Consider the following 16971-nt stretch of genomic DNA (forward strand, 5'->3'; position numbering starts at 1 on the left):
AACCCACGTCCTCCCCGTTGCCCCAGGAGAAAGCCCCGTGAACCAGAGCCAACGCCAACATATTGCCACCGTGGTAGCCAGCATTGACGGTAACCTGCCGTCTATGGCATCACGCCAGCACGATCAGGCAATCCGCGACTCCTGGTTGCGCTGTGTTGAGTTACACAGGCTTGAACCAGGTCGGATGCAGGAAGCGCATATTCTGCCGTGGGCGCAACTTTGTGAACATCGTGAACGTATTGAAGCGTTTCGCTGCATCGCCCGTCATGCTTTGAAAGCGCTGTATCAGCAAATTGCCCCGGCGGGATATGTGGTGCTGCTGACCGATGTGCAAGGGGTGGTGGTGGATTTTCTCGGTGACGAGACGGCCGGGAACGGCTTGCGCCGTGCCGGACTGTTCCCTGGCGCTCAGTGGTCCGAAGCCTGTATGGGGACCTGTGCGGTTGGTACTTCGCTGGCGACGGGCAGGGCGCTGACCGTCCATCGCGGAGATCATTTTGACGCAACGCATATTGCGCTGACCTGCACCGCCGTGCCGCTGTTTGACTCTAAGGGCCAGCTTATCGCGGTACTGGATGTCTCGGCCCTGGACTCTCCACAGCCAAAGTCCAGCCAGCAACTGGCATTACAGCTTGCCCGACTGGCCGCGCATCAGATCGAAAATGCCTGGCTGATGCACTGCCATCGCACCGACTGGGTGCTGAAGCTTAGCCCATCGTATCCCTTCAACGAAGTCAGCGCTGACTTCCTGATTGCTTTCGACACTGCCGGGCGCGTAGCAGGCTATAACCAGCGCGCCCGCCGCATGCTGGAACATGAACTGGTAAACTGTCCTTCGCCTTACCACGGGCGCAGCACCCTGCTGGGCAGGCCAATCGACCAGCTGTTCACCACCACCATCGATAGTTTGCCACTGTGGTTGACCGGTGCGGACGGCAGCCAGAAAACGCTGCTTTTGTGCAATAGCGGGTCAGCCCTCTACGCCAGTGCGCGACAGCCGGACGGCCGAAGCGCGCATCAGAGATCCACGGAAGCGCGGGCGTTGCCCACTCCGCTGGCAGCATTGTGCGGCGGCGATGCAGATTTGCAGCAGCAACTGCAGCGCGCAGCACGTTTATTGAATACGCGTCTGCATTTGCTGGTGCACGGTGAAACCGGCTGCGGGAAAGAGTACTTTGCCAGAGCATTTCATCAGTCGGGCGAACGCGGCAACCAGCCGTTCATTGCCGTCAACTGCGCCGCCATCCCGGCAGAATTGATCGAAAGCGAGCTGTTTGGCCATCTGCCGGGCAGTTTCTCAGGTGCGGGCAGTAAGGGCCGGCGTGGCCTGATTCAGGAAGCTGATGGTGGCACGCTGTTCCTTGATGAAATTGGTGATATGCCGCTGATGATGCAGACACGTCTGTTGCGGGTACTGGCTGAGCAGGAAGTGCTGCCGGTAGGCGCATCACGCCCTGTTCCGGTCGATATTCGGGTCATTTCGGCTTCTCACCACGCGCTTGACCGGCTGGTTGAGCAGGGGCGTTTCCGTGCCGACCTGTTCTATCGTTTACAGGGGGCGCAAATATCGTTGCCGCCGCTGCGTCAGCGCAGCGATCTTGACTGGCTGATCGGCAATATGCTTGATGCACAGGTGCAGCTTTCGACGGCGGCACGGCAGCGCCTGCATCAGCACGGCTGGCCCGGTAACCTGCGTGAGCTGAGCAATGTGCTGGCCTACGCCACAGCCATGTGTGAAGGCGGGCGTATTGAGGTCATCGATCTGCCTGACAATATCGGGGAGCCGCAGTTTTCGCAGCAAAGCTTATGCAACAGGCCCGAACTGCCGCAGGATGCGCTGCGGATTATCCAGCATCTGCGTGCCGCCCGCTGGAATCACAGCGCCGCTGCACGTCAGATGGGGATCAGCCGCATGACGTTGTACCGCCGTATGCAACGCTATGGCATTACTTCTCCAGGACAACAATAAAGCGGCCCACCCCTGGGTAGACGGCGCACGCGGTGACACTACCCAGACGACAATCACCCGGTGATTATTGCGGTGGGCGTACCAGAATTTTCACCTGATTTTTCTCTTTCACCAGCGTTTCAAATCCCTCGGTCACCAGGTCTGCGAGATCGATACGTTTTGTCACCAGCTTTTCGGCCTGGAAATACCCCTGGGTCATCAGCTCTATCACCGCCGGGAAAATATGCCGGTAGGCGATAATACCCTTCACGTTACGCTCTGCCAGCACCACTTTATTGGGGTGGAACGAGGCTTCGCCTTCCCAGATGGAAACGATGATCGTTTCGCCTTCATAACGCGTACTGTCAATACACTGCTTCAGCACCACCGGTACGCCGGTCACCTCGAAAGCCACATCCACCCCGCCTTGACTCCGTTCACGGATGGTCGCCACCGCGTCCTGCTGGCTTGGGTCGATAACCACGTTTGCTCCCATCTCGCGTGCTTTCTCCGCCCGTTGCGGTGACAGCTCGACCACGTAAATCTCTGATGCACCTGCAGCACGCAAGGCTTCAATCATCAGCAAGCCTATGGGTCCCGCGCCGAAAACCGCCGCTTTATCCCCGGCCTTTAGTTTGCTTATTCGAACCGCGTGCAGCGCCACGGCTGCCGGTTCAACCAGCGCCCCTTGCTCATACGAAAGACCCTCTGGCATGGGATGCACCATATGTTCTTCGACCACGGTAAAGGAGGAGAACCCGCCGCCGCCGCCGGACAGACCATGAAAACCGAGATCCGCGCACAGATTGTATTTCCCTTCGCGACAGGCTTCACAGGTTCGGCAGGAGAGGACAGGCTCTACCACCACACGTTCACCCACTTTCACTTTAGTCACGCCGTTGCCCACCGCGACAACCTGGCCGGAAAACTCATGGCCCATCACAATCGGGGCAACGTCATGACTGATTTTGTGCGGCTTACCGACAGGTGCGAAGATCGGGCCTGCGAGATATTCATGCAGATCGCTGCCGCAGATGCCTGTCCAGGCAACTTTAATTTTGACTTTGCCTGCGCTGACCAGCGGTTCTTCGATATCTTCAATCCGAATGTCATGGGCCTTATGCCAACGTGCTGCTTTCATCTTCTTTTCCCTTGAGATTGGTTAATTGCCGTTCCGGTCACCGTGGCGGTGACCGGAACGGCTGCTCTGGCAGGCTAATGCGAAAAGCGTGCCAGGATCGGGAAGTGGATTATCAGGGGGAAGAGAAGGGCATTTTCCGCAGAGCGAACGCGAAAATGGCTCAGAATGTGACACCTGTAACGGTGACAGGTGTCACAGGGGGCGTGTATCGCCGTGGGAACCTGAAGCTGTTGAGATGAGTATGCTGGCTGAATCGGCATCCATCGGGCAATGAGTGACGGAGCGTTACGGCGTGCGCAACCTGGCACGTCAAACCGTCATGAGTAAGACCCGGGTCAGTATTCCGATTAATGCCATGTCTGATGCGTGGCTGGCCAGGCTATCTAACAGATCGTGTAAGGCATACTGATGATGTCGCTCATATTTGCCCGTTTTGAACTATTCAGGATGGAGCTAGTAACAGGATCAACGACGAATTTACCGTTTTAATTGGTGCCGTTTATGCCCGAATAACATTCGGGCATAAACGGCAGAGGCTCTTAAGCTGAATCAACGGAACGGCGGTTCGTCAAAAGTACGTAGTTTACGCGAATGCAGCCTGTCGCCTTCAGCGCGCAGCAGGTCGATGGCGCGAATACCGATCTGCAGATGCTCGGAAATTGCCCCTTCATAAAACCGATTTGCCTGGCCTGGCAGCTTAATCTCGCCGTGTAACGGCTTGTCTGAGACACAAAGCAGCGTGCCATAAGGTACGCGGAAGCGGTAACCCTGGGCGGCAATAGTCGCGCTTTCCATGTCTACCGCCACCGCACGACTGAGGTTAAAACGCAGTGCTGAAGCCCTGTAGCGCAGTTCCCAGTTGCGATCATCCGTGGTCACTACCGTCCCTGTACGAAGCCGCTGCTTCACCTCTTCGCCCGGCATACCGCTCACCTCTTTGGTGGCGTCGTACAGTGCGCGCTGAACCTCCGCAATACTCGGGATCGGAATATCCGGCGGCAGAACGGCATCCAGGACATGATCATCGCGCAGGTAAGCATGTGCCAGCACATAGTCGCCAATGGTCTGACTTTCACGCAGCCCACCGCAGTGACCAATCATCAGCCAGGCATGCGGACGTAGTACCGCCAGATGGTCACAGATGGTTTTGGCGTTTGAGGGGCCAACGCCAATATTGACTAACGTGATGCCTTGACCATGTTGGCCGGTCAGGTGCCAGGCGGGCATCTGGTGCTTTTTCCATGCCAGATCGGACACGGCCTTTTCCGGATGTAACGTGTCACGGGTAATGGCAGTACCGCCCGCGCAAGAGAGGGTTTGGTACGGCGAGGCGGGGTCGGCAATCTGTGTGCAGGCCCACAGCACAAACTCATAGACATAGCGTGTGTAGTTGGTGAACAGCACATAGGGTTGAAAATCCTCCACCGGGGTTCCGGTGTAATGGCGCAGACGCGCCAGCGAGAAATCCGTGCGCAGCGCATCGAAGTGCGACAGCGGGAAGGTTTCTGCCGCCGGCAGCAGCCCGTCGGCGTTCTCATCGCCAATCTGCGACAGTTCGGTGGTCGGGAAATGCCTGGCAATACCGGCGCTCATGCTGCGATCCAGCGTGAGATCGGAGCCATCGATCACGTACGGGAAGGGGATCTCCTGTTGTGACGGTAGCACCGCGATCTCGATCGGGTATTCGCCGTTCAGCATATTGAGCTGTTCACTAAGATAGTGGCGCAGCAGCGTCGGGCGGGTAATGGTGGTGCTGTAACAGCCTGCACGAGTGAAGCGGCCAAAGGCGCGGGTGAGGCGCTGCAACGGTGCGCTACCGTTCCAGCTAACGCGCAGCTGCGGATAAACAAACAGCCCGGCAGCGCGCCGGGCCGGATCGGGAAGGCTGCCGTTATCGATAAACGCGGTGATGGCAGCACGCAGGGCGTCTACCGCCGATTGGTACTGGCTTTCAAGGGCATCAAGCGCCTCGTTGACCGACAGGGATCGCACTTCGGGTTGAGTCATGAAAACTCCTTGCATGGTTTACAGGTTTGCTGCACAGACTAACTGAAGATGATAATAAAAGGATAGCGCCAGTCATATCGGCGTAAATGGCCAGTCGTGTTGAGACTTGAAGAGTATTAAACCTTACTCACATAAAGGTGATGGCACTAAAGTCACAGCGCGCTTTGGCGCTCGATCGGCCACACAACATCATTTTCCGGCAGCAAAAAAACATGGCTGGAGCACGGGGGGATATATAGTCAGAAAGGAAGCGAAAATGTTACTGGCATCCGAATAATGCCGGATGGCGTCCATTTTCATTCGCACTTTAAACCGACAGTTTTTAAAACTACGGGATAGAAAACACTACGCCCGCGCAGTCTTCCCGACGCGGGCTTTACAGTTCTGCTCCATTTAGCCTGAGCCGGGCATGTTATTCACTCTACGTCACGCTTTACATCACCATTTTTCAGTATGAACGTCAGCTTTCCATCCCAGAATTCAGCAATAAAAATGTCATCACGTTCAACGGCTATTCTCTCAAGCTTGCTGTTCAGCCAGTCTTCATCTTTCTCGATGCCGTTTAATTCCGAAAATCTGGGGGCGCCATCTTTCATTAAAATGATCGAGGGCATTTTCCCTCCTTCACAGACCACCGAAAGCGACCCGCTTGGCTCAATCTGCGCATAGCGGATCTCCTGGAAAGAATGAATGCCCTGAGAATGCAGTTGTGATGCAACATTCAATATATCAATTTTATTTTTTCTTTTTAAAATGTTATCCATCAGGAACTTACCATTTTTAATAATGGGTATTGGCTCGCCAATGGTAAAAGAACGGAAAAACCAAATATGCTTACTTACCCAATTTAGCAGGGATATCAGGCTTACACCGATCAGCAGAACCAAAATATACTGGTGCATAGGGATGGCATCACTATAAATAACACCGCCTATTATACCACCAAGAACAAAGTTGCCGATGAAATCGACGGGGGTCATCTGTGAGAGTTGAGTCTTACCGGAAAAGTTAAGATGCGAAATAACCACAACGAAACCGATAACAAATTTTGTCAGAACAATCGCATAATAAATCATATTTTATCCTTGCAAGAATAAGGGGGCATACAGCCTCCCTTAAAATGACGATTGAGCCAATGACGACGACCACCCAATTGCCAAAAGTGAACCCGATGACCTTAGCCAATCTGAGCGGGGTGCCACCCCAGCCCCCGCTGTGGCTTCAGGCAGGCCGGGGATGGACCAGGATAACATGCCCATTCCCGGCTCCTTGTCAGGCATTATTCGGCAATTATTGTTGTTGTGGGCTGTCAGCCTGTTTTGCCTTAATACTATCTTTAATTTCTTTTGCCTGGCCGGCTGCATCTGAAGCCAGAGTATTAGCCCCGGCAATGGCATTATCCTTGATTTGGCCTGCCTGCTGGACAATCCGATCGCTTTGCTGTTTTGCTTCGGTCTTGATGGCTTCAGCTTTGTTTTTGGCCTCGTCTGACAGCGAGGCGGCCTTGCTATCGGCTTCAGCTTTGATCGCTTTAGCCTTGTCGGTTAGCTGCAGTGCCTGGGTAGACGCTTCCTGCTTAATGGCATCAATATGCTTGTCCGCATCTTTTTCTACCGCACTGGCTTTATCTGTAGCGGCATCCTCGATCTGTGCAGCATTGTCTTTCGCTTTATCGAGGTTAGCATCCACCTTTGGCGCATCATCACAGCCTGCGATAAGCAGACAGATAACAGAGGCAAGCAGGGTTTTATTCCAATGTTTCATACATTTTCCTTTTGGATTATTGTCATGTTGAACGCAAAATATTCTGATACAGAAGTGACTCAGGGCAAGCGATCCTGGGATAAGTGGTACAAATGCCATCAGAAAGTGATTGTTCTGTGTTGGTGAGATTTATCCTATTGCCATGAATATAGTAAATTATTTCTCAGCGTCAAGTATTTTACCCGCGCCGTTCAGGTAGCTTTACTGGCTACAGATTTTGGCCTGCAGTGGAGAAGAGAGGTGCTTAACGGTCTTGTTAACTATCCTGCGGCTCAGACTATGGGCGTCTGGAATCATCCGGTACGAGAGGAAAAAATGCCATCAGCTTTGTCTGTATTAGATGCGTGGCGGAGATCCTCCGGTTAACGATAAAGTGAGATTTTAGTTTTTGGGTTGTTAATAACCGGCATCTGTCAGATTTACAGGCTGTATTGACTCGTGGTGTTTTATTTAATCGACAGTGACCCTGAATTACTCTATGCTGATTAATCAATCACGGTGGAAGTAAGAAGATATTGCCATTAATGATACAGCCGGCTATCAAATGAGACGTCAATAATTGAAGCCACGCTCTGTGTCACTCTTCGCTTTTTAGGCCGGAAAAGATGAATCAGATCTGGCGATTGATTTAATACCTAATGTACGGCTTTGCGGCTGGCAACTTCGCATCATCGATGTAAACAATAATTATGACCGCGAAGCACTTCCGTTTTGATGATTGAAAAGCCTAATCAAAACGGTATTACCCTCATGTTATCAACCTGTGCAATCGATCCCATACGTCCGCCATAGAGGTCGATCGACGTTGGGATGCGTGAGTAACGCAATGGATAAACGCAAAAAACCAGATGCTTTAAGGCATCTGGTTTCTTTAAATTGGCTCCTCTGACTGGACTCGAACACTACCTTAATCTCCTGTTTTATAGTGATAATTAAATCACATGATTAATTTGTTACATCATTTATGCCAACATGTTTATCTGTGAAGGATAAAAAAGTCAATTTTAATCAATGGCTTACTTCACCGTTCTCTGGCGGACGCTATCGAACCAATACCCTTTTTACCACCTTCTGTCAAATTGCGCCGATTTTTTACAACGGTAGTTGAATGACCACCTCACTGATAGTATCCGTGCAGGACAATATGTAAGTGAGGTTTTGATGAAGAACTGGTCTTCGGAATTTAACAAAAAAATCAGGAAGTGGCTGGATATAGATACTTACCGGAAGTTTGACGTCCCTGACGTTGCAGGAGCTGTACTATGAAATCTGGGTGAGAACACTTTTCTTTAAAGAATATCCGGATGAGGAGGAAAAACAGTTTTTAGGCATGTTTTATGGAAANTGATCCTACCCGCCAATAGTGGACACGCGACTAAGTGAGTAAACTCTCAAGCAAGAGGTGACTCATGACAAAACCAGCATCAACCAGCAAAAAGCCACGCAAACAACATACGCCTGAATTTCGCAACGAAGCCCTGAAACTTGCTGAGCGTATCGGTGTGGCTCCAGCTGCCCGTGAACTCCGTCTGTATGAATCGCAGCTTTATGCCTGGCGCAGCAAGCTCAAAAATGCACATTCCTCTTCTGAACGTGAGCAGGAAATGTCTGTTGAAATTGCCCGCCTTAAGCGGCAACTGGCGGAGCAGGCTGAGGAGCTGGCCATTCTCCAAAAGGCCGCGACATACTTCGCGAAGCGCCTGAAATGAAGTATGTCTTTATCGAAAAAAATCGGGCTGAGTTCAGTATCAAGGCCATGTGTCGTGTGCTTAGAATTGCCCGAAGCGGCTGGTATGTCTGGTGCCTGCGTCGCCATCAAATCAGCCCGCGCCAGCAGTTCCGCCTCATCTGCGATAAGGCCGTCGGTAAGGCATTTACTGAGGCAAAACAGCGTTATGGCGCACCTCGTCTTGCTGACGAGCTGCCGGAGTACAACATCAAAAACCATTGCCGCCAGCCTGCGACGTCAGGGGCTGCGGGCGAAAGCGGCCCGCAAGTTCAGTCCGGTCAGTTATCGTGAACACGGCCTGCCCGTGTCAGAGAACCTGCTGAAACAGGATTTTTACGCCAGCGGCGCAAACCAGAAGTGGGCAGGTGACATCACCTACTTACGTACAGATGAGGGCTGGCTGTATCTGGCGGTGGTCATTGACCTGTGGTCGCGTTCCGTCATTGGCTGGTCGATGTCGCCGCGTATGACCGCACAACTGGCCTGCGACGCACTGCAGATGGCGTTGTGGCGGCGAAAACGTCCTGAAAAAGTGATTGTTCACACTGACCGTGGTGGGCAGTACTGTTCATCGGATTATCAGAGCTTGCTGAAATGTCATAATCTGCGCGGGAGCATGAGCGCAAAAGGCTGCTGTTATGACAATGCCTGCGTGGAAAGCTTCTTTCATTCGCTGAAGGTGGAATGTATCCACGGAGAACGCTTTGCCAGCCGGGAAATAATGCGGACAACGGTGTTTAATTATATCGAGTGTGATTACAATCGGTGGCGTCGTCACAGTGCCTGTGGCGGCCTTAGTCCTGAACAATTTGAAAACCAGAACCTCGCTTAGGGCTGTGTCCACATTACGTGGGTAGGATCANATGAGTACGACCAGTAAATCAGTAGAAGTTTCCAGGCCTTCGGACGCTAACTACAACCACGAGCCTGAGAAAACAAAAGAGCCAGGCAAAACCAGCCAACCAGTGGCCTTTCCACCTTTACCAAAAGAAAGCAAAGTTCCCGCCAAATCAAAAGGTTTCAGCTTACCAAAGTTTCGCTTTGGTTTGAGAAAACCTAATAATCAATAAGTTATATTTGAAATGACAGTAAGTGGCATTAATTGACCACAAACTAAGATTGAACTACCCCAGTCCCAATGCGTGTAAAAAATTCTACGAACCCTTAACTCCTTACGTTAGCATCAACAAAAGAGTGCGACTAAGAATCTTGATATAAACACTGTATATATTTACATGATTTAAAATTTATCTAATAAAAAAATACCAGAACCCTCTGATTTATGATAAATATTTTAGACTATAATGAAGAAGAAGTTACATCGGAGAAAACGAATGGACTTTGAAATCTTGTTTGATGATACGGTTCTAACACTCTTTCCGCCTTTGGAAGCAAACAATTTTTGTAATAACAAATTCATTTCCATGATAAACGACTTTGAAGATGGTGGATGGCGACTCAAAAAATTTCATCGATTTGTTTGGGATAATATCATTGAGACTGCATTATCTTTTAAAGAAAGAGAAGCTTTAATTTCAGATCCCCATTCAGCCCTTGCTTCTGCAGCGCAGAATTTAAGATTAACTGATAAGCTCGATGATATTAGTCAAGGCAGTGAACTGGCAGAAATATTTTTATATGGATTGATGAAGCATCATTTTAAGGCACTACCTGTTGTACCCAAAATATTTTATAAACAGAATGTACAAGACAATGCAAAGGGTGCTGACAGCGTTCATATCGTTATTGATGAAGCAGGGGAGTTTACGCTATGGTTTGGGGAAGCAAAGTTTTATAATAGTATTGGAAATGACAGAATTAACTCAATAACTGAATCAGTTAAAAATTCACTTAACACTGATAAACTTAGAAAAGAGAATAGTGTAATCCTTAATGTAAACGATATAAAAGAATTAATTCTAGATGAGGGAATAAAAGATGATATATTTAAATGCCTTTCCAATGCCAATTCAATCGATAATATCAAAGGGAAAATAAACATCCCAATACTTATAATTCATGAGTGTAATACAACCAGTAAAGCCACCTGTATAAGTGAAGCATACAAGAAAGAGATAATTGATTTCCATAAAGAAAGAACAGTAGCCTATTTTAGGAAAAATAGACAAAAAATACAAAGTTTGTTTGGGTATGAAAACATTAAATTTCATTTAATACTGTTCCCTGTTCCAAATAAAAAATCAATAATAGACAACTTTGTAAAGAGCGTAAGTTTTTATAAGGAGCAATAGAATGGACTCTTTTAATAAAACTATCGGAGATCATCATGAATATATTTTTGATATCTGCCGTAAAATAAGCAATCTAATTCAAAAAAACAACGAAACGGAAGCCAGAAACACTTTAATTAAATTATTAGACTATCACTATCGAAATGAACTGGATTATACCCCCCTTGTGAATCACCTTATTAGAAACTTAGGGCTATATCCATATCTAAGAGTTAACACATCTGACTGGCAAGATAGACTTATTTATGAAGCATTTAAAGTAGATGTTGGACTAAAATTTCCAGTAACACTTCATCGTGAGCAATCCCTGGTATTAAAAAAACTTATTAATGGAACCGATTTAGCCATTAGTGCACCTACAAGTTTCGGCAAAAGCTTTATTATTGATGCATTCATTTCAATAAAAAAGCCTACCAATGTAATGATTATTGTGCCAACTATTTCTCTAACTGACGAGACTCGCAGAAGATTACATCGGAAATTTTCAGCAGAATATAAAATAATTACTACATCTGATGTTGAACTCGGTGATAAAAATATTTTTATATTTCCACAAGAAAGAGCCATTGGATATTTAGAAAAAATAAATCAAATAGACATTTTGATAGTGGACGAATTCTATAAAGCCAGTGAAGTTCACGATAAAGAAAGAGCATCCGTGTTACTCAAGGCAATTATAAAATTAAGCAAAAAGGCTACTCAACGATATTTTCTATCCCCCAACATTGATCAAATAAATTCCAATCCATTTACTAAAGGGATGGAATTTATTAAGATAGATTTTAATACTGTATTCTTAGAAAAACATGATTTCAGCTCCGAAATAAAAAACGATGATAGTTTGAAAGGTAAATACTTACTCGAAATACTAAATAAAAGTAAAGGGAAATCATTAGTATATGCTGGAACTTATAAAAACATTGACAAGATCACTGATGTTTTGACTAAAAGTTCAGTAAACAGTTCAAGTAATATTACAACTCAATTTTCCAACTGGCTTAGAGAGAACTATTCAACCGGATGGAAATTACCTAAACTCATTGAAAACGGAGTTGGCATACATAATGGAAGATTGCATCGTTCTTTAAGCCAATTGCAAGTAAAATTATTTGAAGAGAGCGATGGTCTAAATACCCTCGTTTCAACATCATCAATAGTTGAAGGTGTAAACACTAATGCCGAAAATATAATCATATGGCAGTCTAAAAATGGAAGTAGGAACCTCAAAGATTTTCTATACAAAAACATAATTGGCAGAAGCGGTAGAATGTTTAAACATTTCATCGGGAAAGTCTATCTTTTCTCTGCTCCTCCACAAGAAGAATTTTCTGAACTTGATCTCACAATACCAGACTCATTAATCACAGACATAGATGAGAAAGAGTTTTCAGATAGTCTTACGCCTGATCAAATTGCGGCTATAATTTCATATAGAGAGGAAATGTCTACTTTATTAGGCGAAGAAAAATTCAAACGATTACATAGTGAAGGCGCATTTAAATCAAATAACCCTTCACTTATAATACAAATCGCTTGGGATATTATTCAAAACCCAAGAGAATGGGAAAGAGTATATTTTTTAAATACTCAAAAACCTGATGATTGGGATTCTTATTTATATAAAATACTCAAACTTCAACCAGGTTCATGGGGTATTGAGTATAGTAAATTTGTAGCATACATAAAATCTGCCAGTGAAAATTGGTCAAAAACCATTCCTCAACAATTAATTGGCTTATCATCTAATAATATTTCAATAGACAACCTATTTGAACTCGAAAAAAACTTAACACATAAGTTAACATCCTTACTAAGTGATATAAACGTGCTTTTACGCGAACTAACTGCAAAAAATAACGCTGACATATCCTCTTTCATATTTAAATGCTCGCATGCATTTTTGCCGCCAATTGTTTTTCAACTTGAAGAATATGGTTTACCTCGCATGCTATCAAAAAAAATACAACTGAAGTTTTTACTCGATTTTGATAAGGAGAACTTATCAGTTCATCAAGCTATAGAGCACTTAAAATTTATAGACTCAATAATTGGATTGGCAGAGGCAATTAATGCCTCTGAGTTCGAAAGATATATAATTAGCAACTTTATCGATGGCGTAACATTGCAAAAATAAGCCCCCCGCTTTAGATGAAAGTGGGGATACTTAACATTATATTATTTTAAGTTTTTTTTGAAATTTACTCTCAGTGAATCATGCCATTTTGCATTTTAATCACTTTCGATGCCATATTGCCATTATTATGTGTGCCAAAGGTACGATCACCGATATCATAAATAACACCAGTGATATTGACCTTCTGCCCTTTCTTAAATTTTAAAATATCGTCATCCTGGCTTGGATAATAAGATAACAGTACAGCGCCACCGCAATATTTGGTATCAGCCGTCTGAAAAATGATGGCGTAAGTTTTATGGTCTCGCTGCGCACCAAGGTATTTCATGGTGTCGTAAGCTTCCTGCGCTTCCAGAACGGTGGCATTGCTTATGCTGATTTTCTTGCCAATCCAGTTCTCCTTTCCGGCCATCGCGTTAGCTTCATAATCACGACAGATAGCACCCAGACCATTAACGGTGTTAACCGGAAGATTATCCGCTACATCTGTATTACTTTTATTACCGGAAGGGCTTAAAGCATTACCCAGAGAAGATAATGACGAGTTGATCGACTGCCCCACCTTCCCTGTTGCATCACTCAGTTGCTGACAGCCTGCCAGCGCAAAAGAGGCAGACACACATAACACTGCAATTGTATTTTTCATTTAGAATTACCTGAACAGAATTATAAAAAAACTCACTGCCCTGAGTTTTTCATTCAGAACAGTGAGTCATTGTGTTTTCCCTGGTGCCAGCAAAAGTATTAACGTGCGGTTGGCCTGATCCAGCTAACCTTGTCTTTGTTTTTTAGTTTCAGTATCAACAGAGGGCCAAGCATAAGCCCCAGCATGGTCAGTACCATAAGCGGCGTTGAACCGGTGATATACGCAACAACAAATCCGGCAGGAATACCAACTATCGTTCCAATGGCTACCAGCCCTTTCATGGTCTGCTGGCTGACATAACCTTTTACTCTTTCAGCGCCACATCCCCTGCATACAAAGGCTCCCTCAGGCACTGCTGTACTACAAAACGGACATTCAGACATGTTCTTTTTCTCACCTGATACACCCTAAGTAATTGATATAATTGATAGAAAGAAAGAGGCTGTCATATCGTTTTTATCGATCAAATTGATACAATATGATAGCTATAAGCTATTAAATAATAATAATCGATCGATTTAAGCAATTAATAGCCGATCAATAAGAGCCTATTGATCGTTGTAATCTATCAAAATGCGTATATATATCGATTTTGCAGATCAATAAGTTAATGAAATGTGAGATTAATTGACTGATTTTGTTCTTCAAAAGATCGGAAATTGAACACATTGAGACCGTATAACCCCACTATGACGTTGAGTCATGCTGTCATTACGGATATGGTAAAGACATCAACTAAGTGTTCTGGCCATGACGGGACGATATCTCTATCAACGACATGGTTTTACGATATACTTTGTCAGAAAGGCGGTTTGTAAATTCAATTGCGATAACCCAGGTAACGGAGTACCCCCCAGTGAGCAATGCATTATTTCCTTTAACGATCTTCACGACCCAGCGCCGTTTCAATGATTTTTCTACGGACGATATGCGTTATGGCGACATCCCGGAAGACAGGCTGAGAAGAGAGTTCGGACTTAACAACATATCGAATGTGGTTGATCCCTATACCCTAACCCGACTGACAACGTTTGATAATCCACAATCAAGATTCGCAGGAGCTTATGGTAGCATTCACCGTGGCGATAAGCTGAGTGTCCAGCAATGTACGCAGCTATTGTTCGAGGAAATGCAGGTTACATCGCTACCTTTTTCTTTCATTGGCCCGCATAGATATTTAATCAATGAGATGCTAAGGAATTTTCAACTTTCACGAGGATTAGATTTCCGTAATCCACAGTTGAACATAGCTTATCGGGACAAGTTGCATTCTGACTACGCTGCAAAAAAAACAATCTCTGTTATGCAAGAAACTATTGGAACATTCATTGACTATACCAGCAAAGGATTTCCTCATGAACGACTGGGAAATTTAACTTCTGCCATTAAACTCTCTGTACTTCCAAAATTTGACTCTTTACTACTTGATAAAATTAATGGAATGGGAATTACCATCCACGACGTTTATGCAACCAAAATCGAAATTCTCCGCCTTGATGTTAATGATCATGGCTGGAAAGCAAGTGTCAGGTTTACAGGCCAGGATCATTTCGGCTTGGATGTCGATGATATTCGCAAGCAAAAATTCAATCAGTTTCAATTCTTCAGAATATGGTTTGTTCTACAACGATTTAATAAACTTGGCTTTCGCCCATTCCTGACAAATATGCAAGCTGTCATTAATATAGAAGGAAAACGATAATGCGGAGGTTATTAGTGTCAGTAATTTTATTGCTGTTAATATTTGCTGGCTATCTGATTATCAGGAAGCAACATATCTCTGTTGTTGATGCACATTATGATGGTAACACTGCACAGGTGATTGTAGATGAATTACCTTTCCTTAAATCTTACAAAATAGAATGGTGGAATGAAAACAAGGAAAGTATAATGAAAAAATACAACATTCCAACTGGTGATAAAATCCCCTTTCTTATTGTTATTTATGCCTTCGGTGATGGCTATCAAGTAGAGGATAAAGAAGACAGACTTTGCTTCTCAGATATAAAACCACCAAAAAACTGTATTGATAAAAAAATTCTTATGATGATCTGGCGCACGCGCGATGGTGGCGTTAAATATCAATTCTAATTTGTATTAGTTGCGACTTTATCTGACACATACCCTTGAATGGTTGAGAGTTACTGATTTTGATATGGGTATCAATCCCTTTTAAAAACACAAGGGAATTCTCTTTTTTTTATATAACCATTCCTGCTAGAAAATATAATAATAGTTTTTTCAATCATACTAAGAAACTTAGGTTCCATTTATGTATTCTGCTATTTTAATTTTATTACTTTATCCTATTTCTCATTTTGGCATGATTCGATTCCGTTAAAATATAGGATTTAACGAATGACAGGCGATCACCGTTGAACATAAAACTTGGATTAATGAAGTAGTAATTCTGGATCATAGTTTCTGCAATAAAGTTTTTTTCCACCAATTCTTTCATACCTTTAAAATACGTAGTTCTGGATATTTTCACTACCGTTTTATCTACAATATCATACGACATTAAAATTGTGTCAGTGTCCTTTTGCTCCTGCATTGCTCTGTACAGTATTTCGAAGACCTTAGTTCCTGCCGAAGATAACTCAGTGATCGCTCTGACGCCATTAACATATAGTTTTAAAAACTGCGTTTTATCCACTTCCTGATATTGAAAAAAACCGGCCCCACCTAAAAATTCTCCTGTGTTCTCATAGACAACCATAAGTCTGTCCTTCCCTGTTGATATTCTTTTTATCCCACCTTTTGTGTTATTGCTTGCAGACATTATAAATGGGTTTTTCACATGGCGCTGTAATCCTCTTCTTGATTTATTCGTTATCTCTTGTGTCATTTTATTTTCCTTTTATAATTGTTATTAGTTTTTAATTAACACATTTATTTTATTAGTCAATACTTAAAGTCCGTTTATTTTTAAATAAATAGTATTTCAAGTATCAAAGACTGACACTTGAAGTATCAAAATATTATTTAAAAATGAACTTACAGATTTTAAATGAGAATAATAATCGATTATAGTCTCCAAATCACGGACTTTAAGTCCCCGGATCGCGAACTTTGTTTTAAGCTATATCTGGTCTGAGAGCCATTTCCTTCTTCATTATTAATATAGAGCGAAGCGACAGATGATCGTGATTGTTTTTTTATGAGGTAAAAATACCTTATGATCTTCTTTATTTTATGTAACCCTACGCGGATTTATTCCGCGTCATTGGGTTTGAAGGATTTGATCATAATTCTTCTTTAACTAAAACACACATAGTCCCTAACTCATGCTTCTTTGCCCTTTGAGGGGCAACCAGCAGGTCAGGACGTAACTACGGTATTTTATGAAT

The 16971-nt window shown here is 44.8% G+C and carries 15 protein-coding genes; 8 read left to right on the forward strand and 7 right to left on the reverse strand.

The features are described 5' to 3' along the window. The first annotated feature begins 37 nt into the window (after positions 1–37). Positions 38–1969 carry a sigma-54-dependent Fis family transcriptional regulator gene (locus EPYR_RS07285; RefSeq protein WP_012667760.1) on the forward strand — a complete coding sequence of 644 codons (1932 nt, stop codon included), beginning with the start codon at positions 38–40 and terminating at the stop codon, positions 1967–1969. Positions 1970–2033: 64 nt separating this feature from the next. Here EPYR_RS07285 and EPYR_RS07290 read toward each other — a convergent pair whose 3' ends face one another. The 4 genes from EPYR_RS07290 to EPYR_RS07305 all read right to left on the reverse strand — a co-directional run bounded on the left by EPYR_RS07290 (position 2034) and on the right by EPYR_RS07305 (position 6860). Further along, positions 2034–3089: a 2,3-butanediol dehydrogenase gene (locus EPYR_RS07290; RefSeq protein WP_012667761.1), complete on the reverse strand. Its 1056-nt coding sequence runs from the start codon at positions 3087–3089 to the stop codon at positions 2034–2036. A 549-nt stretch (positions 3090–3638) separates the two neighbouring features. After that, positions 3639–5096: an AMP nucleosidase gene (locus tag EPYR_RS07295; protein ID WP_012667762.1), complete on the reverse strand. Its 1458-nt coding sequence runs from the start codon at positions 5094–5096 to the stop codon at positions 3639–3641. Between the two features lie 416 nt (positions 5097–5512). Then, the gene (locus EPYR_RS07300; protein WP_012667763.1) at positions 5513–6172 is read right to left on the reverse strand and encodes a DUF421 domain-containing protein; all 660 of its coding nucleotides are present in this window, start codon (positions 6170–6172) and stop codon (positions 5513–5515) included. A gap of 214 nt (positions 6173–6386) precedes the next feature. Then, the gene (locus EPYR_RS07305) at positions 6387–6860 is read right to left on the reverse strand and encodes a hypothetical protein (protein ID WP_012667764.1); all 474 of its coding nucleotides are present in this window, start codon (positions 6858–6860) and stop codon (positions 6387–6389) included. A gap of 1409 nt (positions 6861–8269) precedes the next feature. Between EPYR_RS07305 and EPYR_RS21025 the strand changes: the two genes are divergently transcribed. The 5 genes from EPYR_RS21025 to EPYR_RS07325 all read left to right on the forward strand — a co-directional run bounded on the left by EPYR_RS21025 (position 8270) and on the right by EPYR_RS07325 (position 12975). Further along, entirely contained in the window at positions 8270–8569 is a 300-nt protein-coding gene (locus EPYR_RS21025; RefSeq protein ID WP_011078074.1) for a transposase, read from the forward strand. A 186-nt stretch (positions 8570–8755) separates the two neighbouring features. Next, entirely contained in the window at positions 8756–9421 is a 666-nt protein-coding gene (locus tag EPYR_RS21030) for an IS3 family transposase (protein ID WP_014538726.1), read from the forward strand. 31 nt (positions 9422–9452) lie between these two features. Beyond that, entirely contained in the window at positions 9453–9659 is a 207-nt protein-coding gene (locus EPYR_RS20285; RefSeq protein WP_014538805.1) for a hypothetical protein, read from the forward strand. A gap of 264 nt (positions 9660–9923) precedes the next feature. Next, entirely contained in the window at positions 9924–10841 is a 918-nt protein-coding gene (locus EPYR_RS07320; protein ID WP_012667765.1) for a HamA C-terminal domain-containing protein, read from the forward strand. A 1-nt stretch (position 10842) separates the two neighbouring features. Continuing rightward, on the forward strand, positions 10843–12975 hold the full coding sequence (locus tag EPYR_RS07325; protein ID WP_012667766.1) for a DEAD/DEAH box helicase: 2133 nt from the start codon (positions 10843–10845) through the stop codon (positions 12973–12975). A 70-nt stretch (positions 12976–13045) separates the two neighbouring features. Here the strand turns inward: EPYR_RS07325 and EPYR_RS07330 are convergent, their stop codons facing one another. Together EPYR_RS07330 and EPYR_RS20290 are read right to left on the reverse strand one after the other, a co-directional pair. Next, positions 13046–13621, reverse strand: coding sequence for a hypothetical protein (locus EPYR_RS07330; RefSeq protein WP_012667767.1), 576 nt, complete (start codon positions 13619–13621; stop codon positions 13046–13048). 98 nt (positions 13622–13719) lie between these two features. Continuing rightward, a complete protein-coding gene (locus tag EPYR_RS20290) occupies positions 13720–14004 on the reverse strand; it encodes a hypothetical protein (protein WP_014538806.1) in 285 nt (94 codons plus the stop codon). Between the two features lie 473 nt (positions 14005–14477). On the opposite strand from EPYR_RS20290, the gene EPYR_RS07340 reads away from it, so the two are divergent. Both EPYR_RS07340 and EPYR_RS07345 read left to right on the forward strand, forming a co-directional pair. After that, on the forward strand, positions 14478–15323 hold the full coding sequence (locus tag EPYR_RS07340) for a DUF3289 family protein (RefSeq protein ID WP_014538807.1): 846 nt from the start codon (positions 14478–14480) through the stop codon (positions 15321–15323). 14 nt (positions 15324–15337) lie between these two features. Beyond that, a complete protein-coding gene (locus tag EPYR_RS07345; RefSeq protein ID WP_012667770.1) occupies positions 15338–15712 on the forward strand; it encodes a DUF943 family protein in 375 nt (124 codons plus the stop codon). A 205-nt stretch (positions 15713–15917) separates the two neighbouring features. Here the strand turns inward: EPYR_RS07345 and EPYR_RS07350 are convergent, their stop codons facing one another. Beyond that, complete coding sequence (locus EPYR_RS07350; protein WP_012667771.1) at positions 15918–16469, reverse strand: hypothetical protein; 552 nt, start codon at positions 16467–16469, stop codon at positions 15918–15920. Positions 16470–16971: the final 502 nt, after the last annotated feature.

Source organism: Erwinia pyrifoliae DSM 12163 (assembly GCF_000026985.1).
Classification (GTDB): Bacteria; Pseudomonadota; Gammaproteobacteria; order Enterobacterales; family Enterobacteriaceae; genus Erwinia; species Erwinia pyrifoliae.

What these genes read in the sequence shown, in the direction of transcription:
- EPYR_RS07290 (WP_012667761.1), bottom strand. Translation starts at nt 3,089, where the DNA reads ATGAAAGCAGCACGTTGGCATAAGGCCCATGACATTCGGATTGAAGAT.
- EPYR_RS07295 (WP_012667762.1), bottom strand. Translation starts at nt 5,096, where the DNA reads ATGACTCAACCCGAAGTGCGATCCCTGTCGGTCAACGAGGCGCTTGAT.
- EPYR_RS07300 (WP_012667763.1), bottom strand. Translation starts at nt 6,172, where the DNA reads ATGATTTATTATGCGATTGTTCTGACAAAATTTGTTATCGGTTTCGTT.
- EPYR_RS07305 (WP_012667764.1), bottom strand. Translation starts at nt 6,860, where the DNA reads ATGAAACATTGGAATAAAACCCTGCTTGCCTCTGTTATCTGTCTGCTT.
- EPYR_RS21025 (WP_011078074.1), top strand. Translation starts at nt 8,270, where the DNA reads ATGACAAAACCAGCATCAACCAGCAAAAAGCCACGCAAACAACATACG.
- EPYR_RS21030 (WP_014538726.1), top strand. Translation starts at nt 8,756, where the DNA reads ATGGCGCACCTCGTCTTGCTGACGAGCTGCCGGAGTACAACATCAAAA.
- EPYR_RS20285 (WP_014538805.1), top strand. Translation starts at nt 9,453, where the DNA reads ATGAGTACGACCAGTAAATCAGTAGAAGTTTCCAGGCCTTCGGACGCT.
- EPYR_RS07320 (WP_012667765.1), top strand. Translation starts at nt 9,924, where the DNA reads ATGGACTTTGAAATCTTGTTTGATGATACGGTTCTAACACTCTTTCCG.
- EPYR_RS07325 (WP_012667766.1), top strand. Translation starts at nt 10,843, where the DNA reads ATGGACTCTTTTAATAAAACTATCGGAGATCATCATGAATATATTTTT.
- EPYR_RS07330 (WP_012667767.1), bottom strand. Translation starts at nt 13,621, where the DNA reads ATGAAAAATACAATTGCAGTGTTATGTGTGTCTGCCTCTTTTGCGCTG.
- EPYR_RS20290 (WP_014538806.1), bottom strand. Translation starts at nt 14,004, where the DNA reads ATGTCTGAATGTCCGTTTTGTAGTACAGCAGTGCCTGAGGGAGCCTTT.
- EPYR_RS07350 (WP_012667771.1), bottom strand. Translation starts at nt 16,469, where the DNA reads ATGACACAAGAGATAACGAATAAATCAAGAAGAGGATTACAGCGCCAT.